The sequence below is a fragment of the Herbaspirillum sp. alder98 genome, assembly GCF_020179755.1.
GTDB lineage: Bacteria > Pseudomonadota > Gammaproteobacteria > Burkholderiales > Burkholderiaceae_D > Herbaspirillum.
The window spans coordinates 208539-229879 of sequence record NZ_JAIUCY010000001.1 but is presented as its reverse complement, the minus strand read 5'-3'; the positions used below and the strand labels follow the sequence as shown (position 1 = coordinate 229879).

Here is a 21341-nt window from a genome sequence, read left to right as displayed (position 1 = left end):
ACGCAATGACCATCTATAGCAAAATCGTCGGCACCGGCAGCTATCTGCCGGCAAAACGCGTGACCAATCATGAGTTGGCGGCGCAACTGGCGGAGCAGGGCGTAGAGACATCGGATGAGTGGATCGTTACCCGCAGCGGTATTTCGGCGCGCCACTACGCGGCCGCCGACCAGCGCTCGAGCGACCTGGCCCTGGTAGCTTCGCAGCGCGCCCTGGAAGCGGCCGGATTGCAGGCCGATGAGATCGACCTGATCATCCTGGCCACGTCCACGCCGGACCACCTGGGTGGTTTCCCGAGCACCGCCTGCGTGCTGCAGAACAAACTGGGCATCAAGAACGGTGCGCCAGCGATGGATGTGCAGGCGGTCTGCAGCGGCTTCGTCTATGCCATGTCGGTGGCCGACAGCTTCATCAAGTCGGGCGCCCACAAGAACGTGCTGGTGGTGGGCGCTGAAGTATTTTCGCGCATCCTCGATTTCAAGGACCGCACTACCTGCGTGCTGTTCGGTGACGGCGCCGGCGCCGTGGTGATGAGCGCCTCCGCCGAGCCGGGCGTACTGGCCACCAAGTTGCATGCCGATGGCAGCCACGGACATATCCTGTGCGTGCCGGGCAACGTCGACGGCGGCGCCATCGCTGGCAGCGCCTATCTCTACATGGATGGCCCGGCCGTCTTCAAGCTGGCCGTTTCGGTGCTCGACAAGGTGGCGCGCGAAGCGCTCGACGCCGCCGGCGTGGCCGCCAGCGAAGTCGACTGGCTGATTCCACACCAGGCCAATATCCGCATCATGCAGGGGACCGCCAAGAAGCTGGGCCTGCCGCTCGATCGCATGGTGGTGACGGTCGACGAGCACGGCAATACGTCGGCGGCATCGATCCCGCTGGCGCTCGACCAGGCCGTGCGCGACGGTCGCGTCAAGCCGGGGCAGACGGTGATGATGGAAGGCGTGGGTGGCGGTTTCACCTGGGGCGCCGTGCTGGCCAGAATGTAATGCAGGGGCGCGCCGGCATGGCTGGCGCGCAGCCATTTTCATCCAACTTCAATTCAGATCAAGCATGACAAAATTTGCCTTTGTTTTTCCGGGTCAGGGTTCGCAGGCCATCGGGATGCTCAACGGTTTTGCCGACAATGAAGTCGTGCGCCAGACCGTGGCCGAGGCGTCCGATGCGCTGCAATTCGACCTCGCCGGCCTGATCGCCGAAGGTCCGAAGGAGTCGCTGGACCTGACCACCAACACCCAGCCGGTCATGCTGACGGCCGCCGTGGCGTTCTATCGTGCCTGGCTGGCTGCCGGGGGTGCGATCCCGGCGCTGGTGGCTGGTCATAGCCTGGGCGAATATTCGGCGCTGGTCGCCGCCGGCGTGATCTCGTTCAAGGATGCCGTGCCGCTGGTGCGTTTTCGTGCCCAGGCCATGCAAGAGGCGGTGCCGGTGGGGCAGGGCGGCATGGCCGCCATCCTCGGCCTGTCCGACGACGATGTGCGCGCAGCCTGTGCCGAGGCGGCACAGGGCGAGGTGGTCGAGGCGGTCAACTACAATGCGCCCGCGCAAGTGGTGATTGCCGGTCACAAGGCCGCCGTCGAGCGCGCCTGCGAAGCCGCCAAGGCGCGCGGCGCCAAGCGCGCCCTGGCGTTGCCGGTGTCGGCGCCGTTCCATTCGTCGTTGCTCAAGCCAGCATCGGATCGCCTGCAGGACTACCTGGCCGGGATCAGCTTCGCCGCGCCGCAGATTCCGGTCATCAATAACGTCGACGTCGCGCTGGTGAGCGATCCGGCAGCCATCAAGGATGCCCTGGTGCGCCAGGCGGCCAGTCCCGTGCGCTGGGTCGAGACGATCCAGAAATTCGGCGCCGAAGGCATCACCCACGTCATCGAATGCGGCCCGGGCAAGGTGTTGACCGGCCTGGCCAAGCGCATCAACGGCGAACTCGTGGGCGAGGCCATCGTCGACCAGCCATCCCTGGATAAAGTATTGGAGTTGCTCAAATGAGTGCACAGAATCTGCAAGGACAAATCGCGCTGGTCACCGGCGCATCGCGCGGCATCGGTCGCGCCATCGCCGTCGAACTGGCGCGCCAGGGTGCCAAGGTGGTCGGCACCGCCACCAGCGAAGCGGGTGCGGCGGCGATTTCCGAATACCTGGCGGCAGTCGCGCCCGAGGCCGGTCGCGGCCTGGTGCTCAATGTCAACGACGTGGCTTCCTGCAGCGCCATCGTGGAACAGGTGCAGAAGGAATTTGGCGGCCTGTCGATCCTGGTCAACAACGCCGGCATCACGCAGGACCAGCTGGCCATGCGCATGAAGGACGAGGAGTGGGACAGCGTCATCGCCACCAACCTGTCGGCGGTGGGTCGCCTCTCGCGTGCAGTGCTGCGCGGGATGATGAAGGCCAAGTATGGTCGCATCATCAGCATCACCTCGGTGGTGGGCGCGGCGGGCAACCCCGGCCAGATGAACTATGCGGCGGCCAAGGCCGGCGTGGCAGGCATGAGCCGTGCGCTGGCCCGCGAGATCGGCAGCCGCAATATCACCGTCAATTGCGTGGCCCCGGGTTTTATCGACACAGATATGACGAAGGCCCTGAACGAACAGCAGTCCGCCGCGATCCTGCAGCAGATCCCGCTGGGGCGCCTGGGCGCGGCCGAAGAAGTGGCGGCGGCGGTGGCCTTCCTGGCATCGACCCAGGCCGGTTACATCACTGGCAACGAACTGCATGTCAACGGCGGTATGTACATGGGCTAAGGCCCTGGTATTAAGGCGTTTTTGGCGCTTTTTGATCGAAGTTAAACTTGACTTGGCACAATCTTGCCAAGAATAGTTAAAAGTAAATTTTCCCCGCGCAAACCTGCTAAAATGCGCGCACTTTTGTAACCTATCTATCCCCTGGAGGAACAATATGTCCGATATCGAACAACGCGTTAAGAAGATCGTCGCTGAACAACTGGGCGTCGCCGAAGCCGACATCAAGAACGAATCGTCGTTCGTTGACGACCTGGGCGCTGACTCCCTGGATACCGTCGAGCTGGTCATGGCACTGGAAGACGAATTCGAAATGGAAATCCCTGACGAACAGGCAGAAAAGATCACCACCGTGCAACAGGCGATCGATTACGCCACGTCGCACGTCAAGGCCTGAAGCCGGCTTTGAATCTAAGTTTCAGGAGAATTGCTTGAGCCGCACTCGTGAACGTCGTGTAGTCATCACCGGTCTGGGGTGCATTTCGCCTGTCGGCAACAATATTGCCGATACGTGGAGTGCCATCAAGGAAGGCAAGTCCGGTATCGCCACCATCACCAAGTTCGACGCTACGCCATTCACCACGCATTTCGCTGGTGAGGTCAAGGGCTTCAATATCGAGGATTACATCCCCGCCAAGGAAGCCCGTCACATGGATACCTTCATCCACTACGGGATGGCAGCGGGTATCCAGGCCCTCAAGGATAGCGGGTTGACCGACGACCAGAAGTTGCTGGTCGGCGAAGAGGATGCCGAACGTATCGGCGTGATGATCGGATCCGGTATCGGCGGCCTGCCGCTGATCGAAGAGACCCATGCAGAACTGACCAATCGCGGCCCGCGCCGCATCAGTCCGTTCTTCATCCCGGCCTCGATCATCAACATGATCTCCGGCAACCTGTCGATCAAGTTTGGCCTGAAGGGGCCCAACCTGGCCATCGTGACCGCCTGCACCACCGGTCTGCACTGCATCGGTGCTTCCGCGCGCATGATCATGTACGGCGATGCCGACGTGATGGTCGCCGGTGGCGCCGAGTCCAGCGTATCGCCGCTGGGTATTGGCGGTTTCGCCTCGGCGCGTGCGCTGTCGACCCGCAATGACGACCCCGCCACCGCATCCCGTCCCTGGGACAAGGATCGTGACGGTTTCGTGCTGGGCGAGGGCGCTGGCGTGATGGTGCTCGAAGAGTACGAGCATGCCAAGGCACGTGGCGCCAAGATCTACGCAGAGTTGCTCGGTTTCGGCATGAGCGGCGATGCGTATCACATGACCGCGCCCAGCCAGGATGGTCCACGTCGTTGCGTGCTCAATGCACTGCGCGATGCGGGCGTCAACGGCGATGAGGTCCAGTACCTCAATGCCCATGGCACATCGACTCCGCTGGGTGACAAGAACGAAACCGAGGCGATCAAGGCCGCGTTTGGCAAGCATGCCTACAAGCTGGTGGTCAATTCGACCAAATCGATGACCGGTCACCTTCTGGGTGGCGCAGGTGGTCTCGAGACCGTCTTGTCGGTGCTCGCCGTTCATCATCAGGTGTCGCCGCCGACGATGAACATCTTCAATCAGGATCCGGACTGCGATCTTGATTATTGTGCAAATCAGGCGCGCGACATGAAGATCGATGTTGCCGTGAAGAACTCTTTCGGGTTCGGCGGCACCAACGGTACCCTGGTCATCGGCAGGATTTGATGCGGTGCCCGGCTTCTGCAAGGAAGCCGGGTTTGTCGTTTTGATTGCCTCTTATGTCGATAGCAGTTTCCGCGGATATCAAGCCCTCCCGCCTGCTGTTTGTAATCATGGCTGGCGCCTGCTTGTGCGTTGCCCTTGTCGGTAGCCTCGCCTGTCTCCTGGTGCCGGTGCATCTCTCCTTTGCCATCCGCAGCCTGCTCGGGCTGGCTTGCCTGTTGGCAGCCGCCATTGCCCTGTTTCAGGTGCTGCGTTCACGCAAGACCATCTGGTTGCATATTTCGGCCACTGGCCAGATCCGGGTGGTGGAACATCTTGTCAGGGGCAATGCGCGCGCCAAGCCGCAGGTGGTAAAGGCAGGGCTGGCAAAGTTGCTGGCCGGCACCACAATCTGGCCGGGGATGTTGTTTTTGCGGTTGCGCCTGGATAACGGCAAGACCCGAACCATTCCGATTCTCGCTGATTCGGTCTCGGCAGATACATTTCGTGCACTCTCCGTCGCATGTCGCTGGCTGATCAGTCACAATACGGCGAAGACCCGCATGTTGGAAAAATAAGAGTACATGGCTTGAAAATTGCAAGGCCGCAATCATCTGGCTAGGGCAATCACCATAGAACAACAAGGCCATACAAGGAACCCGGTTTGACGACAGAACGCGAAATAGACCAGCAGCTCGTGGAGCGTGTCCAGCGCGGTGACAAGAAGGCGTTCGAGATTTTGGTGATCAAATATCAACGCAAGTTGATGCGACTGGTGTCGCGCCTGGTGCGCGACCAGGCCGAAGCCGAGGACGTGGTTCAGGAAGCCTTCATTAAGGCATACCGTGCATTGCCGCAATTTCGCGGCGATTCGGCCTTTTATACCTGGCTTTATCGCATTGGTATCAATACTGCAAAGAACTATCTCGTCACCTTGGGGCGACGTGCTCCAACTTCTACCGAAGCAGATGCCGAAGAGGCGGAAACTTTTGAGGACGGAGACCACCTAAGGGACATCAACACTCCAGAGTCGATGTTGGCCACCAAGCAGATTGCTCAAACGGTCAACGTGGCGATGGAAGCATTGCCAGAAGAATTACGTACTGCCATCACGTTGCGCGAGATCGAGGGGTTGAGCTACGACGAGATTGCGGATGCGATGAATTGTCCGATCGGCACCGTGCGCAGTCGCATTTTCCGTGCACGGGAAGCAATTGCCGAGAAGTTGCGTCCGTTGCTGGATACCGCAGCGGACAAGCGCTGGTGATGTGTTGTCAGAAATAAAACAAAAATCGGGATATGGAACCAAAGTTTTTTGCCGGGTGACTGTTTATGGATACCAAAGTAATGACCAGCGAACGGATTTCAGCGCTTGCCGATGGCGAGCTGAGTTCTGACGAATTAACCATTGCGCTTGCTGCGCTGCGCGCCTCGGATGACGAGCGCGATAACTGGGAGCTCTATCACCGGATCGGTGAAGTCCTGCGTTCGGACGACATGGATGTGTCGCTCAGCCCCGGCTTCAACGCCAGGATGAGCGCGCTGCTTGACGCTGAACCGACCATCGTGGCGCCGCAGGCGGCGCTCGAGGCAGCAGTGCCTGCGGTGCAGGCGAAGCCGGCCAATGGCGACCATCGTGCGGCGCCCTCGCGTCTGAGCAGGTTCTTCCTGCCCAGTGCGGCTGCTGCAGCCGCCGCAGTGGCGGCAGTGTTTGTCGCCATGCCGCAGCAGGCCGTCATCAGTGCCGATTCGGGCAAGGCTGCAGCGCAGGTAGCGGCGGTGAGCGTGCCATCGGCTATCTCGACGGTGGCCAGCAATGCGGGTGGCAATGTGGCGCCGCCAACCGCGGCGCAGGCGAGTGCATTGGCGCAGCAGGGCGAAGTCAAGCGCGATCCGCGCATCGACGAGTACCTGTTTTCGCACCAGCGTTTCTCGCAGCCACTGAATTCGGCGCAGTACGCGCGCTCGGCAGCCTTCTCTGTTGACGCCAACAAGTAAGATGCCGAGAACGGGGCGATTGAGACAATCGGTCTGCCCTGTCAATTCATCCGCACCGTTCGCCTTTGCAGGCGACGGTGTGGTGCTTCTAGCGCCAGCAGAAGTTTTCGCCCGACCTGGTTCCAGTGTCGCGGTGCTTTCCCGCTTGAAACACCTTTGTTGCCATTTTTCATTGTCACGTCCTGCGGCGTGCGTTGACGCGCTTGCGTCGCGTATGGTCATGGCCTGCATTACTATCGTTGAAATGCTGCTTATGCGATGGCAAGGTTTCCATTTGATAATACGGGGCGACGCTGCCGTAGCATCCTGTACGCCAGAGGCCGGGTAATGCGTGGGTTGGTATATTGCCTGGCCGGGTTTCCCATCCGATTGAGTTGAAAACCAAGTAGAAGAAGAGAAAGATCCCATGATTCGACTGAACAAGACCATTCTGACCAGTACCTTGCTGGCAGCATCCGTATTTGCCGGAATGCCGGCAGCGCACGCGGCACCGGCCGCCGCGCCGGCTGTTGCGGCGCCAGGCGTGGCTGCCTTGCCCGATTTTGCCGACATCGTCGATCGTACCGGCCCAGGCGTGGTCAACATTCGCACCACCGAGCGCGTGCGCGGCAATGCGCAGGCGCAGGGTGGAACCGACGATCCCGAGATGCAGGAGTTCTTTCGTCGCTTTTTCGGTATTCCCATCCCGCGCCAGCAGCAGCCCGGCACGCCTCGTGGCGGCAATGGCAGCGGCAAGCAGGGGCAGCAGGAAGAAGTCCCGCGCGGCGTGGGGTCGGGTTTCATCATCTCGGCCGATGGTTTCATCCTGACCAATGCCCACGTGGTCGAAGGCGCCAGCGAGGTCTATGTCACGCTGACCGACAAGCGTGAATTCAAGGCCAGGATCGTTGGCTCCGATACCCGCACCGACGTGGCCGTATTGAAGATCGATGGCAGCAACCTGCCGCGCCTGACCATGGGCGACTCCGACAAGATCCGGGCCGGCGAATGGGTGCTTGCGATCGGTTCTCCCTTTGGCCTGGAAAACACCGTGACGGCCGGCATCGTGTCGGCCAAGGCACGCGATACCGGTGACTACCTGCCGCTGATCCAGACCGACGTCGCCGTCAATCCGGGTAATTCCGGCGGTCCGCTGATCAATCTGAAGGGCGAAGTCATCGGCATCAATTCGCAGATCTACAGTCGCTCCGGCGGTTTCATGGGCATCTCGTTTGCCGTGCCCATCGATGAAGCGCTGCGCGTGGCCGACCAGCTCAAGGCCAGCGGGCGCGTGACCCGTGGCCGTATCGGCGTGCAGATCGGCGAAGTCACCAAGGACGTCGCCGAGTCGCTCGGTCTGGCCCGCGCCCAGGGCGCGCTGGTGCAGCGGGTGGAGCAGGGTGGTCCGGCCGAGAAGGGCGGGATCGAAGCCGGCGACATCATTCTCAAGTTCAATGGCACCGCCATCGAGCGTCCGAGCGACCTGCCGCGCATGGTCGGCGCCACCAAGCCTGGCGCCAAGGCCACGGTCAGCGTCTGGCGCAAGGGTAGTGCGCGCGACGTGTCGCTGACGGTGGTCGAGCTCGAGGCCGACAAGCCGGCCAAGGCGGCGGAAGAGAAGAAAGCCAAGCCGGACAACGCGCCCAACGCCCTCGGCCTGATCGTCAGCGATCTGTCTGATGCCCAGAAGAAGGAGCTCAAGACCGACAGCGGCGTGCTGGTCGAATCTGCCACCGGCTCGGCAGCAGCGGCCGGGATTCGTCCGGGCGACGTGGTGCAGCGCCTCAACGAGGTCGATATCGCCGATGCCAAGCAATTCAACCAGTTGGTGTCCAAGCTGGACAGCAAGAAGCGCGCGGCGGTGTTGGTGCGCCGTGGCGATTCGTCGCAATTCGTGCCCTTGCGTCCGAACGGCGGCAATTAAGCTCCGGGTGTCAGGCTAGCGAGGCCGCATGCCAGGCGCATGCGGCCTTTTTCATCTGGAGAGGGCCGTATGCAGCAACCCCGTTTTGTCATCTATTCGCGTAGCTATTGCCATCTTTGCGATGACATGAAGGAGGCCTTGCTGGCCACCTTCGGCTTGGCCGCCGACCAGGTCGAGATGATCGATGTCGATGCCGATGCCACGCTCGAGGCGCAATACGACGAACTTGTGCCGGTCTTGATGGGGCGTGGTGCCGATGGCGGCCTGACCCGGTTATGTCATTATTTTCTCGATCCCGCAGCAGTGCAGGACTTCGTCCAGTCGAGCGCTCACGATGCGGGAGCCGGTTCGCGTTAGCGCAAGTGATGGCGAGTGCGACAATATTTCCTTTGTGAAATATTTATGCGGTGCTATTGCACGCGGTGCAGCATCGCCCATGGGTAAAATCGGATTCTGCCCCGAATTCCGGTAGAATGCGGGGTCGAACAAGCTGTTGCAAAGGCGCTCGGCCGGGACTGCTCCCGCTCCTGGGCGCCTTTTTTCATCGTTTCCCCCGTCTGTTAATGAACAATATCCGTAATTTCTCGATCATCGCTCACATCGATCACGGCAAGTCCACGCTGGCCGATCGCATCATTCAGCTCTGCGGCGGCCTGTCCAACCGCGAAATGGAAGCGCAAGTGCTGGATTCGATGGACATCGAGCGTGAGCGCGGCATCACCATCAAGGCCCAGACTGCCGCCCTGTCCTATAAGGCGCGCGATGGCCAGGTCTACAACCTCAACCTGATCGATACCCCGGGCCACGTCGACTTCAGCTATGAAGTCAGCCGCTCGCTGTCGGCGTGCGAAGGCGCGCTGCTGGTGGTGGATGCCTCGCAGGGTGTCGAGGCGCAAACGGTCGCCAACTGCTACACCGCGCTGGAACTGGGTGTCGAGGTGGTACCGGTGCTCAACAAGATCGACCTGCCGTCGGCCGATCCCGATAACGCCAAGAGCGAAATCGAGGAAGTCATCGGCATCGATGCTTCCGACGCCACCCCCTGTTCGGCCAAGACCGGCCTGGGCGTGGAAGATGTGCTCGAAGCCATCGTCGCCAAGGTGCCTGCGCCCAAGGGTGATGTCGACGCGCCGCTGCAGGCGCTGATCATCGACTCCTGGTTCGATAATTACGTCGGTGTGGTCATGCTGGTGCGTATCGTCAACGGCACCTTGCGCCCCAAGGACAAGATCCTGTTCATGGCCACCGGCGCGCAGCACCTGACCGAAAGCATCGGCGTGTTCACGCCCAAGTCGCAGTCCCGCGAGAGCTTGACGGCAGGGCAGGTAGGCTTTGTCATTGCCGGCATCAAGGAACTCAAGTCGGCCAAGGTGGGTGACACCGTGACCCTGGTGGGCAAGCCGGCAGCGGCGCCGCTGCCAGGCTTCAAGGAAGTCCAGCCGCAGGTGTTTGCCGGTCTCTTCCCGGTGGAAGCCAACCAGTATGACGCGCTGCGTGACTCGCTCGAAAAGCTCAAGCTCAACGATGCCGCACTGATGTACGAACCCGAAGTATCGCAGGCGCTGGGCTTCGGCTTCCGCTGTGGCTTCCTGGGCCTGCTGCACATGGAAATCGTGCAGGAGCGCCTGGAGCGCGAGTTCGACATGGACCTCATCACCACGGCGCCGACCGTGGTCTACGAGGTGCAGATGCGTGACGGCACGATGCTGATGGTGGATAACCCGTCGAAGATGCCCGAGGTGTCCAAGATCGAGGAAATCCGCGAGCCGATCGTCACGGTCAATCTCTACATGCCGCAAGAGTACGTGGGCTCGGTCATTACGCTGTGTACCCAGAAGCGTGGCGTCCAGATGAACATGAGCTACCACGGCCGGCAGGTGCAGTTGACCTACGAAATGCCGATGGCCGAGATCGTGCTGGACTTCTTCGATCGCCTCAAGTCGACTTCGCGCGGCTATGCGTCGATGGACTACGAGTTCAAGGAATACCGGGCCGCTGACGTGGTCAAGGTCGACATGCTGATCAACAGCGAGAAGGTCGATGCGCTGGCCATCATCGTGCACCGTGCTGCGGCCCAGTTCCGCGGTCGCGCCGTGGCGGCCAAGATGCGTGAGCTGATCCCGCGCCAGATGTTCGACGTGGCGATCCAGGCCGCCATCGGCGCCACCATCATCTCGCGCGAAAACGTCAAGGCATTGCGCAAGAACGTGCTGGCCAAGTGCTACGGCGGCGACATCAGCCGCAAGCGCAAGCTGCTCGAAAAGCAGAAGGCGGGCAAGAAGCGTATGAAGCAGGTCGGCTCGGTGGAAATCCCGCAAGAGGCTTTCCTGGCAATCTTACAAGTGGAAGATAAATAACATGCAGGCACTGTTGGGCAACTTCGCATTGATTCTGTTTGTATTGATGGTGGTGACCGGTATCGTCTGGTTCGCCGATGTGTTCTTCCTGGCCAAGCAGCGCCGCGCCCGCGCCGACGCGGCGCTGGCCGAGTACGATGCACGCGCGGCGCGGCTGTCGGCCGATGGCGTCAAGGCCGATGCGGCCACTGCCGGCGGTCGTGCCGATCTGCAGGCCCGGCTGCTCAAGCAACCGGCCTGGATCGAATACTCGGGCAGCTTCTTCCCGGTGATCGCCCTGGTGTTCTGCCTGCGCTCGTTCCTGTACGAGCCGTTCAAGATCCCGTCGGCATCGATGGTGCCGACGCTGCTGGTGGGCGACCTGATCCTGGTGAACAAATTCACCTACGGCATCCGCCTGCCCATCATCAACAAGAAGATCATCGACATGAACGACCCGCAGCGCGGCGACGTGATGGTGTTCAAGTATCCGAAGGACCTGACGGTCGACTACATCAAGCGGGTGGTAGGTGTTCCCGGTGATAAAATAGTCTATAAAAACAAGCGCTTAACGGTGAATGGTGAAGAAATTTCTTATAAACCGTTGCCGGATTATCTGGATGAGGAAAATCTGGCGTACTATAAGCAATGGCAGGAAAACCTGACCGGCGTGGAGCACAAGATCCTTACCGATGATCGTGCGCCCAACTTCGTGCCCAATCCCGATGCGTTCCCGCATCACGAGCTGTGCACCTACAACGCCGATGGTTTTGCCTGCACCGTGCCGCCAGGCGAGTATTTCATGATGGGCGATAACCGCGACAACAGCCTGGACAGTCGCTATTGGGGCTTCGTCCCGGACCAGAACATCGTCGGCCGAGCTTTCTTCGTCTGGATGAATCTGGGTAACCTGAAGCGGATCGGCGCTTTCAAGTAACAGGCCGCATCCCTGATCGAGCAGTTTCCATCGAGCATTCTTTTGCAGTGGAGGCAAACGCCTGAAGGGACGTCTGAACTGGCCGGAGCGCAGTCGAACCGCGGCAACGCGGGCTGCGACGAACCGGCCCGAATGACGGATGAACAAATGGATCCTCAACTCTTGCAACATCGGCTAGGCCACAACTTCAAGGATGCTTCATTGTTGCAGCAGGCCTTGACGCATCGTAGCCATAGTGCCTTGCATAATGAGCGGCTGGAGTTTCTCGGCGATTCGATCTTGAACTGTGTCGTGGCGTCACTGCTGTTCGACCGGTACGACAAGATCGACGAAGGCGACCTGTCCCGCCTGCGCGCCAATCTGGTCAAGCAGCAATCCCTCTACGAAATCGCCCAACGGCTGGAGCTGTCGCAGTTTCTGCGGCTGGGCGAGGGTGAGCTCAAGTCGGGCGGTTTCCGCCGTCCCTCGATCCTGGCCGATACGCTCGAAGCGCTGTTCGGCGCGATCTTCCTCGATTCCGGTTTCGAAGCGGCACGCGATGTGATTCGCGCGCTTTACCTGCCGGTGCTGGATCACGTCGATCCGCGCACCCTGGGCAAGGATGCCAAGACGCTGCTGCAGGAATTTTTGCAGGGCAAGAAAATACCGCTGCCGCAATACAACGTGATTGCCACCCACGGCGCTGCCCATAACCAGGAATTCGAGATCGAATGCCTGGTGCCCAAGCTCGACATCCAGGTGTTCGGCACCGGCGGCAGTCGGCGTGCGGGCGAACAGGCCGCCGCCAAGCTGGCGCTCGAGGCGGTCCAGCTGGCGCTGGTCAAGAGCCCGGCCACTACCCGCAAGCCGCGTGCGCGCACTGCGCAATTGAAGCTGGCCGGCATTGCCACCATCCAGCCGGATGCGCCGGTCGAGCCGGGTGATGCCACCGCTCGCGGCAATCGCCCCGAGGCGGTCGAGCGCGCTGCAGCGCGCATGCCCAAGAATGACCTGGTGGACAAGGCCGAGCGCGCAGAAAAAGCAGAAAAAGCCGAGAAGGCGGACAAGGTAGAGAAACTGGAAAAAGCTGAGAAAACGGCTGAAAAAACCGTTGAGAAAACGGTAGAGAAAGCGGTTGAAAAAACCGACAAGCACGACAAGACCGAGGGCGACAAACCTGCCAAGCACGCCAAGGAAGCCCGTCCATCGGCCAAGCAGGAAGGCCGTCACGATGCCGTGACGGCAGAACCCATCTCGGCAGCCCCGGCTGCCACGCAATCGAAGACAGCATGACAGATTCCCCCATGACCGGCACTGAGCCGGCACCGGCGCCGGACGATTATCGTTGCGGCTATATTGCCATCATCGGCCGCCCCAACGTGGGCAAGTCGACCTTGATGAACGCCCTGGTGGGCGCCAAGGTCAGCATCACCTCGCGCAAGGCGCAGACCACGCGCCACCGCATTACCGGTATCCAGACGCTCGACAATACCCAGTTCGTCTATATCGACACCCCGGGTTTCCAGACGCGTCACAGCAACGCCCTCAACAAGACCCTGAACCGCACCGTCACCAGTACCCTGACGGCTGCCGACGTGATCCTGTTCGTGATCGAGGCCGGTACCTTCGGCCCGGCCGATCAACTTGTGCTTGATCTGGTGCCGCCGTCGGTGCCGTGCATCCTGGTGCTCAACAAGTCCGATCGCAGCAAGGACAAGGCCGCGTTGATGCCGTTTGCCCAGGAAGTGGCGTCGCGTCGCGACTTCACGGCCGTGGTGCCGGTGTCGGCCAAGCAGCGGTTCCAGCTGGACCGGTTGCAGGAAGAAATCCGCCGTCACCTGCCCAACAATCCGCCGATGTTCGACGAAGACGACATCACCGACCGCAGCGAGAAGTTTCTCGCCTCCGAGATCGTGCGTGAGAAGGTGTTCCGCTACGTGGGTGAAGAGTTGCCCTATACCAGCACCGTCGTGCTCGAAAAATTCGAGCAGGAAGGCAACCTGCGCCGCATCTTCGCCGCCATCCTGGTCGAGCGCGACAACCACAAGGCCATGGTGATCGGCCAGAAGGGCGCGCGCCTGAAAGAAATCTCGACCCAGGCACGGCTCGACATGGAGCGTTTGTTCGGCGGTCCGGTCTATCTCGAGATCTGGGTCAAGGTCAAATCGGGCTGGGCCGACAACGAAGCCGGCCTGCGCGCCTACGGCTACGAATAAAGCGGTGCGCCGCCGGCATTGCAGTTCAACGCATTCAGGACATCCATGACTACCGTGCTCTCCGAATCCCAACTGGTCGCCCCGGTGCAGGCAGAACAGGAAGTCGTTGCCCGTCCGGCCGCACCCGCCCGCAAGCCCCGCGCCACCGGCAGCCCCGCACGCGGGCGCAGCAGTCCCCTCGAAAAAGAGCACAAGGTACAGGCCCAGCCTGGCTTTGTGCTGCACAGCTATCCCTATAAAGAAACCAGCCTGATCATCGATGTGCTGACGCGCGATCATGGCCGGGTCGCGCTGGTGGCCAAGGGCGCCAAGCGTCCGCACTCCAAGTTGCGCGGCGCATTGCAGACCTTCCAGCCGCTCTCGCTGTCGTGGAGCGGCAAGTCCGAAATGCGCACGCTGACCGAAGCCGAGTGGGTCGGCGGCTTGTTGCCGCTCGAGAAATCGGCGCTGCTGTGCGGTTTCTACCTCAATGAATTGCTGGTCAAGCTGCTGGCGCGCGAAGATGCGCATCCGGCCCTGTTCGATCACTACGTGGCCACGCTCAACAAGCTGGCGCACGGCGAGAATGCGCCCATCGTGTTGCGCCAGTTCGAACGCGCCTTGCTGCGCCAGACCGGTGTCGCCGGCAACTGGAGTCACTGCACCGTGAGCAACCGTCCGGTGCAGCCCGAAGGCGCCTATGTGGTCGATCCGGAGCAGGGCACACGCCCCGAACGCTTGGCCGACCGGGCGCCGAAGGTGTCGGGCAAGACGTTGCTGGACATGGAGCGCGAAGACTACAGCGACCCGACCACGCAGTTGCAGAGCAAATTCCTGATGCGCTACCTGCTGGCGCATCACCTGGGCAATGCCCAGCTCAACACGCGCCAGATCCTGATCGACCTGATGCAGTTGTGAACCCGCTTTCGATGTGGCGCCGCGGTCCTCGACGGGTCGCGCAGCGCCGGCACTCCACCAACCGATCCAAGACACCATGAGTTACCTGCAGCCTGCTGGCCCGACCATCGAATTGGGCATCAATATCGACCACGTCGCCACCTTGCGCAATGCGCGCGGCACGGCCTATCCGGACCCGATCAGGGCCGCACTCGAGGCCGAGCAGGCCGGGGCCGATGCGATCACCCTGCACCTGCGCGAAGACCGGCGCCACATTCGCGATGCCGACGTGCGGGCGATTCGTCCACTGCTGACTACACGCATGAACCTGGAGGCCGCAGTCACCAGCGAAATGCTCGACTTCGCCTGTGTCATCGCGCCGCAGGATGTCTGCCTGGTGCCTGAAAAACGCACCGAGATCACCACCGAAGGCGGGCTCGACGTGGTCGGCCATTTCACCCAGGTGCAGGCAGCGGTGCGGCAATTGCAGCAGCAGGGCATTCGCGTGTCGCTCTTCATCGATGCCGACGCCGAGCAGATCCGCGCCGCCGCCGAAGTGGGCGCGCCGGTGATCGAGTTGCACACCGGTCGCTATGCCGACGCCCATGACGCGCGCGAGCAGGCGGTCGAACTCGAGCGCATCCGCGCCAGCGTGCTGGAAGGCGTGCGCCAGGGGCTCAAGGTCAATGCCGGGCACGGCCTGCACTACACCAACGTCCAGGCCATTGCCGCCATCGAAGACATCGCCGAACTCAATATCGGTCACGCCATCGTGGCGCAGTCGGTGTTTGCCGGCTGGCGCAATGCGGTGGCCGACATGAAGGCGATCATGGTCAAGGCCCGCATCGAGGCCATCGGCCAGTCGGCCGGGACCCGCAAATGATTTACGGCATCGGCACCGACATCCTCCAGATCTCGCGCGTGCAGGCTGCGCTGCAGCGTCATGGCGACCGCTTCGCCGAGCGCATCCTGGGCCCGGAAGAACTGCAGAAGTACCTGCGTCGCAAGGCCAAGGTCGAGGCCCGTGGCGTACGCTTCCTGGCGACCCGCTTCGCCGCCAAGGAAGCCTTCTCCAAGGCGATCGGCATGGGCATGCGCATGCCCATGACCTGGCGCGCCATGCAGGTGCTCAACGCGCCCAGCGGCAAGCCGGTGGCGCAGTGCAGCGGCGCCCTGCAGGAATGGATGACGCAACAGGGGCTCACGGCCCAGGTCACGCTCACCGACGAGGCCGAATACGCGGTGGCCTTCGTCATCGTGGAGAAAGCATGAGTCAGCTCGGCCCCGTGATGCTGGATGTGGTCGGCACCCGTCTTGACCCGTCCGACCTGGCGCGCATCCGCCACCCGCTGACCGGCGGCGTCATCCTGTTCGCTCGTAATTACCACGATCGCGACCAACTGGTGGCGTTGACCTCGGCCATTCGTGCCGCCCGTCCCGATCTGATCATCGCGGTCGACCATGAAGGTGGTCGGGTGCAGCGATTCCGTACCGATGGTTTCACGCGCCTGCCGGCCATGGGGCGCCTGGGCACGTTGTGGGACGCCGATGTATTGCAGGCCACCCGCATGGCGACCGCCACCGGCTATGTGCTGGCGGCCGAGTTGCGCGCCTGTGGCATTGACCTGTCATTCACGCCGGTGCTCGATCTCGACTACGGCGAATCGACCGTGATCGGCGACCGCGCCTTTCACCGCGATCCACGTGTGGTCACCTTGCTGGCCAAGAGCCTCAACCACGGCCTGGCGCTGGCGGGCATGGCCAATTGCGGCAAGCATTTTCCCGGTCACGGTTTCGTCGCCGCCGATTCGCACGTGGCGATTCCGGTCGACGAGCGCGAGCTGGACCAGATCCTGGGCGAAGATGCCACCCCCTACGACTGGCTCGGCATGAGCCTGGCCGCGGTGATGCCGGCCCACGTGATCTACCCCAAGGTCGATGCGCAGCCTGCCGGGTTCTCGCGCAAGTGGCTGGGCATGCTGCGCCAGCGCTTTGCGTTCCAGGGCGTCATCTTCAGCGATGACCTCAGCATGCACGGCGCCAGCGTCGCCGGTGGTGCGCTGGACGCGGCGCAGGCCGCGCTCGAGGCCGGTTGCGACGTGGCGTTGATCTGCAATTCGCCGGACAAGGCCGACCAGATCCTGGCCGGACTGAAGCCGGGCATCGATGCCGCCTCGTCCGCGCGCCTGGCCGCCCTCAAACCGGCCGCTCCCGCACCCGACTGGGAGACGCTGCAGCGCGAGCCACGTTACCTGGCCGCGCGCGAACTGGTGCTGTCGCTGTAGCCTTTCCTGCCCGTTAGCCGCCGCCATGTCCGACTCCATCGAAACCCGGTTGCCCGACCCGCGCGAGCGCGTGCTGGAGACGGTTGCCAAACTGCCGCATCTGCCGGGCGTGTACCGCTATTTCGATGGCGAAGACAACGTGCTCTATGTGGGCAAGGCGCGCGACCTGAAGAAGCGGGTATCGAGTTACTTCCAGAAGACGCTGACCAGCCCGCGCATCGCCATGATGGTCGAGCGCATCGCCCGTCTTGAAACCACGGTCACCCGCAGCGAAGCCGAAGCGCTGCTGCTCGAAAACAACCTGATCAAGACGCTGCGCCCGCGCTTCAATATCCTGTTTCGCGACGACAAGTCGTATCCGTACCTGAAGATCACCGGCCATGCCTATCCACGCATGGCCTACTATCGCGGCGCGGTCGACAAGCGCAGCCAGTATTTCGGACCATTCCCCAACGCCAGCGCGGTGAAGGAATCGATCCAGATCCTGCAGAAGGTATTTTTGCTGCGCACCTGCGAAGACACCGTATTCGCCAACCGTACCCGGCCGTGCCTGCTGCACCAGATCCATCGCTGCAGCGGGCCGTGCGTGAAGCTGATCGATACCGACAGCTACGCCATCGACGTCGAGAATGCCTCCAAATTCCTGCGTGGACGCCAGAACGAAGTGATGCAGGCGCTGGAGCAGAAGATGCACGCCTTTGCCGCCGATCTCAAGTTCGAGCAGGCCGCCGCCGTGCGCGACCAGATGGGTTCGCTCTCCAGCGTGCTGCACCAGCAGAGCATGGAAACGGTGAGCGACGCCGATATCGACGTCATCGCCGTGGTGGTGCAGGGCGGCCGCGCCTGCGTCAACCTGGCGATGGTGCGCGGTGGCCGGCACCTGGGTGACCGCGCGTATTTCCCGACCCATGTGGATGACGCCCTGGCCACTAGCGAAGAGAGCATCGAGGTCGAGGTGCTCAAGGCCTTCCTGGCGCAGCACTACATCGACAAGTTCATCCCGTCGGCGCTTATCGTCGGCACCGAGTTCGACGATCCGGCGCTGATGGTCGCGCTCATGGAGCAGTGCGGGCATCGCATTGCGCTGACCTTCCAGCCCCAGGGCCAGCGTCGCCAATGGCTGGAGATGGCAGGCAAGGGCGCCGAGCTGTCGCTGGCGCGCCTGCTGGCCGAGCAGGGTTCGCAACAGTCGCGCACCCGCGCACTGGCCGATGTGCTTGAGCTTGAGAGCGAAGATCTCGACAACCTGCGCGCCGAGTGTTTCGACATCAGCCACACCCAGGGCGAAGCGACCCAGGCATCGTGCGTGGTGTTTCATCATCACGCCATGCAGAACGGCGAATATCGCCGCTACAACATCAACGACATCACGCCTGGCGACGATTATGCCGCGATGCGCCAGGTCCTGATGCGCCGCTACGAAAAGGTGGCCAATGGCGACGGCGTGATGCCCGACATCGTGCTCATCGACGGCGGCCGCGGGCAGGTTGAGATGGCGCGCCAGGTGCTGACCGAACTGGGCCTGGATATCGGCCTCATCGTCGGCGTGGCCAAGGGCGAGGGGCGCAAGGTCGGGCTGGAGACATTGATCTTTGCCGACGGCCGCGCCCCGCGCGAACTGGGCAAGGAGTCGGCGGCGCTGATGCTGATCGCCCAGATTCGCGACGAGGCGCACCGCTTCGCCATTACCGGCATGCGCGCCAAGCGGGCGCGCGCGCGCCAGAGTTCGCGCCTGGAAGAAATCGAAGGCATCGGCGCCAAGCGCCGCCAGCGTTTGCTGGTGCGCTTTGGTGGCCTGCGCGGCGTGGTCGACGCCAGCATCGACGATCTGGCCTCGGTCGACGGCATCTCGCGTCAACTGGCCGAAGAGATCTACCGCCAGCTGCATTGAAGCGGGGCCGCAGCGCGGCTTTGGTGCAGTTCTCTAACACCAGGCATACGCGGCCACGCTGCGGGTTGGCGACTCTGCTACTATTCGTTAAATTTTTTTTTGTGTACGCCGCACCCTCGATCAAAGACGTATGCCTTTCAATATTCCCATTCTGCTGACCTGGTTGCGGGTTGCCCTGATTCCCCTGGTGGTCGGCGTGTTCTATCTGCCCGAACTGGGACTGTCGCGTTACGAACAGGGTATCGCCTCTACCGTGATCTTCGTGGTCGCTGCGCTGACCGACTGGTTCGACGGCTTTCTGGCGCGCCGCTGGAACCAGACTTCGGCCTTCGGCGCCTTCCTTGATCCGGTCGCCGACAAGCTGATGGTGACCGGCGCCTTGCTGGTGCTGGTGCACCTGGGGCGCGTGCATCCGGTGATCGCGTTCATCATCATCGGCCGCGAGATTGCCATCTCGGCGTTGCGCGAATGGATGGCGCAACTGGGCGCATCGAAGTCGGTGGCCGTCAGTTCGCTGGGCAAGATCAAGACCACCGCGCAGATGATCGCCATTCCCATGCTGCTGTACTACGACTGGTTGTTCGGCGTGATCGACACCCGCCTGTGGGGCGCCGTGCTGTTGTTCATTGCTGCGGTGCTGACGGTATGGTCGATGCTTTATTACCTGCGTCGCGCGATGCCGCTGATCCGAAAAGTGCAGGAAAATAGCAAATAATGTTGACAATTTCCAACGGGGGCCTATAATGGCGCTCTGTTGTTGATGCGGGAGTAGCTCAGTTGGTAGAGCGATACCTTGCCAAGGTATAGGTCGAGAGTTCGAGCCTCTTCTCCCGCTCCAGGTTACTTGGAAAAAAGGAAGCCTTATAAAGCTTCCTTTTTTTATTGTAGAAGGTGCGCGCACTTCAACGATGTAGTCCAGCGATGCTGGGTCCGGATCGAAAAAAGATGTTTGCAAACGATACGTGTTTTAGGTAGTATGCGTGTCCCCAAGGCGGGGTAGCAAAGTGGTTATGCAGCGGCCTGCAAAGCCGTCTACGCCGGTTCGATCCCGACCCCCGCCTCCAAAATAATACTCCATGCGGGAGTAGCTCAGTTGGTAGAGCGATACCTTGCCAAGGTATAGGTCGAGAGTTCGAGCCTCTTCTCCCGCTCCAGTTTTGAAATGAAGTGCCTGGCCGTACTTCATTAGTTTTACCCAGCTTTATGCGGGAGTAGCTCAGTTGGTAGAGCGATACCTTGCCAAGGTATAGGTCGAGAGTTCGAGCCTCTTCTCCCGCTCCATAAAGAAAAAAAGGAAGCCTTCGGGCTTCCTTTTTTCATTTCTGCATCCTTTCAGCCGTTTTGCCCGCCTTTGCCCGTCGCCATTCAGTGTGGCAGGGAAACATTGTGCACGAGGCCAGATATCAACAGCCTTGTCCACTAATGAAATTCCTGATTGCCGCCACTACCTTTCCCGTCTACATTGTTGAGTGCCTTTATTGCAACAGGCTAATCCATTTAAGTCGGGGGAATGATGGACACTTTTCAGCAGGAAATCGATGAGCGCACCAATCTAACTGCAAACAATAAATTCGAGTTGCTGCTGTTTCGGTTGGGTACCGATCCACATGGCGAGCGTTCTGAATTGTTTGGCATTAACGTTTTCAAGATTCGCGAAATTGTACCGATGTTGACCATCAACAAGCCGGCCGGCACGCAGTCGCCGATGCTGGGCGTGGTCAATATCCGCGACCAGATCATTTCGGTGATCGACCTGCCGGCGGTGGTCGGATGCGTGCCCAAGACGGGCTTGAACATCCTGCTGGTGACCGAGTATGCGCGCAGCACCCAGGCCTTCGCGGTGGAGTCGGTCGAAGAGATCGTGCGACTGGAATGGAGCAATGTGCTGTCGGCCGAATCCAGTGCCGGCGGCAACTTCGTCACCAGCATCGCGAGGCTGGATGACGACAAGGACAATACGCGGCTGGCGCAGGTGCTGGACGTGGAGCAGATCCTGCACGAAATCATGCCGAAGGACCGCAACTTCAAGGTCGACAGCCTGGATGACCTTATCCAGCGCGCCGTGAAGCCGGGCGCGGTGGTCATTGCCGCCGACGACTCGAAGGTCGCGCGCAACCTGATCGAAAAGGGTTTGCAGGAGTTGAGGATCAATTTCGAGATGTACAAGACCGGCAAGGAGGCATGGGAGCGGGTGCAGTTCCTGTCCCAGCAGGCGCGTGCCGCGCGCGTGCCCATCACCGACAAGATCTCGTTCGTGCTGACCGATCTCGAGATGCCGGAAATGGATGGCTTCACCTTCACCCGCAATATCAAGAACGAGGATTTCCTGAAGAATATCCCGGTCATCATCCACTCGTCCCTGACCGGATCGGCCAACGAAGACCACGTCAAAAAGGTGGGGGCGGATGCCTATGTGGCCAAGTTCGACATCACGGAAATGGGCCAGACCATCGGCGAGATCCTGCGCACCATCATCGCCAGAACCGAGCGCGCCTGATCACAGCTTGTTCCATGT

At 61.3% G+C, this 21341-nt stretch carries 21 protein-coding genes and 4 tRNA genes; all 25 read left to right on the top strand.

Features of this window, described 5'->3' with window-relative positions:
- The first annotated feature begins 5 nt into the window (after positions 1-5).
- Positions 6-992 carry a beta-ketoacyl-ACP synthase III gene (locus LBW87_RS01130; protein ID WP_225199591.1) on the top strand — a complete coding sequence of 329 codons (987 nt, stop codon included), beginning with the start codon at positions 6-8 and terminating at the stop codon, positions 990-992.
- A 64-nt stretch (positions 993-1056) separates the two neighbouring features.
- Positions 1057-1989 (top strand): ACP S-malonyltransferase, encoded by a 933-nt coding sequence (gene fabD, locus LBW87_RS01125; protein ID WP_225199590.1) that lies wholly within the window; start codon positions 1057-1059, stop codon positions 1987-1989.
- Positions 1986-2741 (top strand): 3-oxoacyl-ACP reductase FabG, encoded by a 756-nt coding sequence (fabG, locus tag LBW87_RS01120; RefSeq protein ID WP_225199589.1) that lies wholly within the window; start codon positions 1986-1988, stop codon positions 2739-2741. Before fabD ends, fabG begins: the two co-directional genes overlap by 4 nt.
- A gap of 154 nt (positions 2742-2895) precedes the next feature.
- Complete coding sequence (gene acpP / locus LBW87_RS01115; RefSeq protein WP_008114284.1) at positions 2896-3135, top strand: acyl carrier protein; 240 nt, start codon at positions 2896-2898, stop codon at positions 3133-3135.
- Between the two features lie 34 nt (positions 3136-3169).
- Positions 3170-4429, top strand: a complete 1260-nt coding sequence (fabF, locus tag LBW87_RS01110) for a beta-ketoacyl-ACP synthase II (RefSeq protein ID WP_225199588.1) — start codon at positions 3170-3172, stop codon at positions 4427-4429.
- Between the two features lie 53 nt (positions 4430-4482).
- A complete protein-coding gene (locus LBW87_RS01105; RefSeq protein ID WP_225199587.1) occupies positions 4483-4983 on the top strand; it encodes a protein YgfX in 501 nt (166 codons plus the stop codon).
- A gap of 86 nt (positions 4984-5069) precedes the next feature.
- The gene (gene rpoE / locus LBW87_RS01100; protein ID WP_225199586.1) at positions 5070-5672 is read left to right on the top strand and encodes an RNA polymerase sigma factor RpoE; all 603 of its coding nucleotides are present in this window, start codon (positions 5070-5072) and stop codon (positions 5670-5672) included.
- Between the two features lie 65 nt (positions 5673-5737).
- Positions 5738-6403, top strand: a complete 666-nt coding sequence (locus tag LBW87_RS01095) for a sigma-E factor negative regulatory protein (protein ID WP_225199585.1) — start codon at positions 5738-5740, stop codon at positions 6401-6403.
- Between the two features lie 406 nt (positions 6404-6809).
- Positions 6810-8306: a DegQ family serine endoprotease gene (locus LBW87_RS01090; protein WP_225199584.1), complete on the top strand. Its 1497-nt coding sequence runs from the start codon at positions 6810-6812 to the stop codon at positions 8304-8306.
- Positions 8307-8375: 69 nt separating this feature from the next.
- Positions 8376-8663 carry a glutaredoxin family protein gene (locus LBW87_RS01085; protein ID WP_225199583.1) on the top strand — a complete coding sequence of 96 codons (288 nt, stop codon included), beginning with the start codon at positions 8376-8378 and terminating at the stop codon, positions 8661-8663.
- A gap of 206 nt (positions 8664-8869) precedes the next feature.
- Positions 8870-10663 (top strand): translation elongation factor 4, encoded by a 1794-nt coding sequence (gene lepA, locus LBW87_RS01080; protein ID WP_225199582.1) that lies wholly within the window; start codon positions 8870-8872, stop codon positions 10661-10663.
- Position 10664: 1 nt separating this feature from the next.
- Positions 10665-11579 (top strand): signal peptidase I, encoded by a 915-nt coding sequence (gene lepB, locus LBW87_RS01075; protein WP_225199581.1) that lies wholly within the window; start codon positions 10665-10667, stop codon positions 11577-11579.
- Positions 11580-11726: 147 nt separating this feature from the next.
- Positions 11727-12851 carry a ribonuclease III gene (rnc, locus tag LBW87_RS01070; protein ID WP_225199580.1) on the top strand — a complete coding sequence of 375 codons (1125 nt, stop codon included), beginning with the start codon at positions 11727-11729 and terminating at the stop codon, positions 12849-12851.
- Entirely contained in the window at positions 12848-13774 is a 927-nt protein-coding gene (gene era / locus LBW87_RS01065) for a GTPase Era (RefSeq protein ID WP_225199579.1), read from the top strand. Before rnc ends, era begins: the two co-directional genes overlap by 4 nt.
- Before the next feature lie 45 nt (positions 13775-13819).
- Positions 13820-14671, top strand: a complete 852-nt coding sequence (gene recO, locus LBW87_RS01060) for a DNA repair protein RecO (protein WP_225199578.1) — start codon at positions 13820-13822, stop codon at positions 14669-14671.
- A gap of 76 nt (positions 14672-14747) precedes the next feature.
- Positions 14748-15533 (top strand): pyridoxine 5'-phosphate synthase, encoded by a 786-nt coding sequence (gene pdxJ / locus LBW87_RS01055; protein WP_225199577.1) that lies wholly within the window; start codon positions 14748-14750, stop codon positions 15531-15533.
- Complete coding sequence (gene acpS / locus LBW87_RS01050; RefSeq protein WP_225199576.1) at positions 15530-15922, top strand: holo-ACP synthase; 393 nt, start codon at positions 15530-15532, stop codon at positions 15920-15922. Before pdxJ ends, acpS begins: the two co-directional genes overlap by 4 nt.
- Positions 15919-16935, top strand: coding sequence for a beta-N-acetylhexosaminidase (gene nagZ, locus LBW87_RS01045; protein ID WP_225199575.1), 1017 nt, complete (start codon positions 15919-15921; stop codon positions 16933-16935). The genes acpS and nagZ overlap by 4 nt, the downstream gene beginning before the upstream one ends.
- 25 nt (positions 16936-16960) lie before the next feature.
- Positions 16961-18826 (top strand): excinuclease ABC subunit UvrC, encoded by a 1866-nt coding sequence (gene uvrC, locus LBW87_RS01040; protein WP_225199574.1) that lies wholly within the window; start codon positions 16961-16963, stop codon positions 18824-18826.
- Positions 18827-18956: 130 nt separating this feature from the next.
- Positions 18957-19541, top strand: a complete 585-nt coding sequence (gene pgsA / locus LBW87_RS01035) for a CDP-diacylglycerol--glycerol-3-phosphate 3-phosphatidyltransferase (RefSeq protein WP_225199573.1) — start codon at positions 18957-18959, stop codon at positions 19539-19541.
- A 47-nt stretch (positions 19542-19588) separates the two neighbouring features.
- Positions 19589-19664: transfer RNA gene (locus LBW87_RS01030), tRNA-Gly, on the top strand.
- Between the two features lie 152 nt (positions 19665-19816).
- Positions 19817-19890 (top strand) — tRNA-Cys (locus LBW87_RS01025).
- 14 nt (positions 19891-19904) lie between these two features.
- A tRNA-Gly gene (locus LBW87_RS01020) sits at positions 19905-19980 on the top strand.
- Positions 19981-20031: 51 nt separating this feature from the next.
- Positions 20032-20107, top strand: a tRNA-Gly gene (locus LBW87_RS01015).
- A gap of 232 nt (positions 20108-20339) precedes the next feature.
- Positions 20340-21323 (top strand): chemotaxis protein, encoded by a 984-nt coding sequence (locus tag LBW87_RS01010; protein WP_225200322.1) that lies wholly within the window; start codon positions 20340-20342, stop codon positions 21321-21323.
- The last annotated feature ends 18 nt before the right edge of the window (positions 21324-21341 follow it).

What these genes read in the sequence shown, in the direction of transcription:
- fabD (WP_225199590.1), top strand. Translation starts at nt 1,057, where the DNA reads ATGACAAAATTTGCCTTTGTTTTTCCGGGTCAGGGTTCGCAGGCCATC.
- acpP (WP_008114284.1), top strand. Translation starts at nt 2,896, where the DNA reads ATGTCCGATATCGAACAACGCGTTAAGAAGATCGTCGCTGAACAACTG.
- LBW87_RS01010 (WP_225200322.1), top strand. Translation starts at nt 20,340, where the DNA reads ATGGACACTTTTCAGCAGGAAATCGATGAGCGCACCAATCTAACTGCA.
- lepB (WP_225199581.1), top strand. Translation starts at nt 10,665, where the DNA reads ATGCAGGCACTGTTGGGCAACTTCGCATTGATTCTGTTTGTATTGATG.
- LBW87_RS01130 (WP_225199591.1), top strand. Translation starts at nt 6, where the DNA reads ATGACCATCTATAGCAAAATCGTCGGCACCGGCAGCTATCTGCCGGCA.
- LBW87_RS01085 (WP_225199583.1), top strand. Translation starts at nt 8,376, where the DNA reads ATGCAGCAACCCCGTTTTGTCATCTATTCGCGTAGCTATTGCCATCTT.
- acpS (WP_225199576.1), top strand. Translation starts at nt 15,530, where the DNA reads ATGATTTACGGCATCGGCACCGACATCCTCCAGATCTCGCGCGTGCAG.
- uvrC (WP_225199574.1), top strand. Translation starts at nt 16,961, where the DNA reads ATGTCCGACTCCATCGAAACCCGGTTGCCCGACCCGCGCGAGCGCGTG.
- era (WP_225199579.1), top strand. Translation starts at nt 12,848, where the DNA reads ATGACAGATTCCCCCATGACCGGCACTGAGCCGGCACCGGCGCCGGAC.
- pgsA (WP_225199573.1), top strand. Translation starts at nt 18,957, where the DNA reads ATGCCTTTCAATATTCCCATTCTGCTGACCTGGTTGCGGGTTGCCCTG.
- LBW87_RS01090 (WP_225199584.1), top strand. Translation starts at nt 6,810, where the DNA reads ATGATTCGACTGAACAAGACCATTCTGACCAGTACCTTGCTGGCAGCA.
- rnc (WP_225199580.1), top strand. Translation starts at nt 11,727, where the DNA reads ATGGATCCTCAACTCTTGCAACATCGGCTAGGCCACAACTTCAAGGAT.
- LBW87_RS01105 (WP_225199587.1), top strand. Translation starts at nt 4,483, where the DNA reads ATGTCGATAGCAGTTTCCGCGGATATCAAGCCCTCCCGCCTGCTGTTT.
- LBW87_RS01095 (WP_225199585.1), top strand. Translation starts at nt 5,738, where the DNA reads ATGGATACCAAAGTAATGACCAGCGAACGGATTTCAGCGCTTGCCGAT.
- nagZ (WP_225199575.1), top strand. Translation starts at nt 15,919, where the DNA reads ATGAGTCAGCTCGGCCCCGTGATGCTGGATGTGGTCGGCACCCGTCTT.
- pdxJ (WP_225199577.1), top strand. Translation starts at nt 14,748, where the DNA reads ATGAGTTACCTGCAGCCTGCTGGCCCGACCATCGAATTGGGCATCAAT.
- fabG (WP_225199589.1), top strand. Translation starts at nt 1,986, where the DNA reads ATGAGTGCACAGAATCTGCAAGGACAAATCGCGCTGGTCACCGGCGCA.
- lepA (WP_225199582.1), top strand. Translation starts at nt 8,870, where the DNA reads ATGAACAATATCCGTAATTTCTCGATCATCGCTCACATCGATCACGGC.
- recO (WP_225199578.1), top strand. Translation starts at nt 13,820, where the DNA reads ATGACTACCGTGCTCTCCGAATCCCAACTGGTCGCCCCGGTGCAGGCA.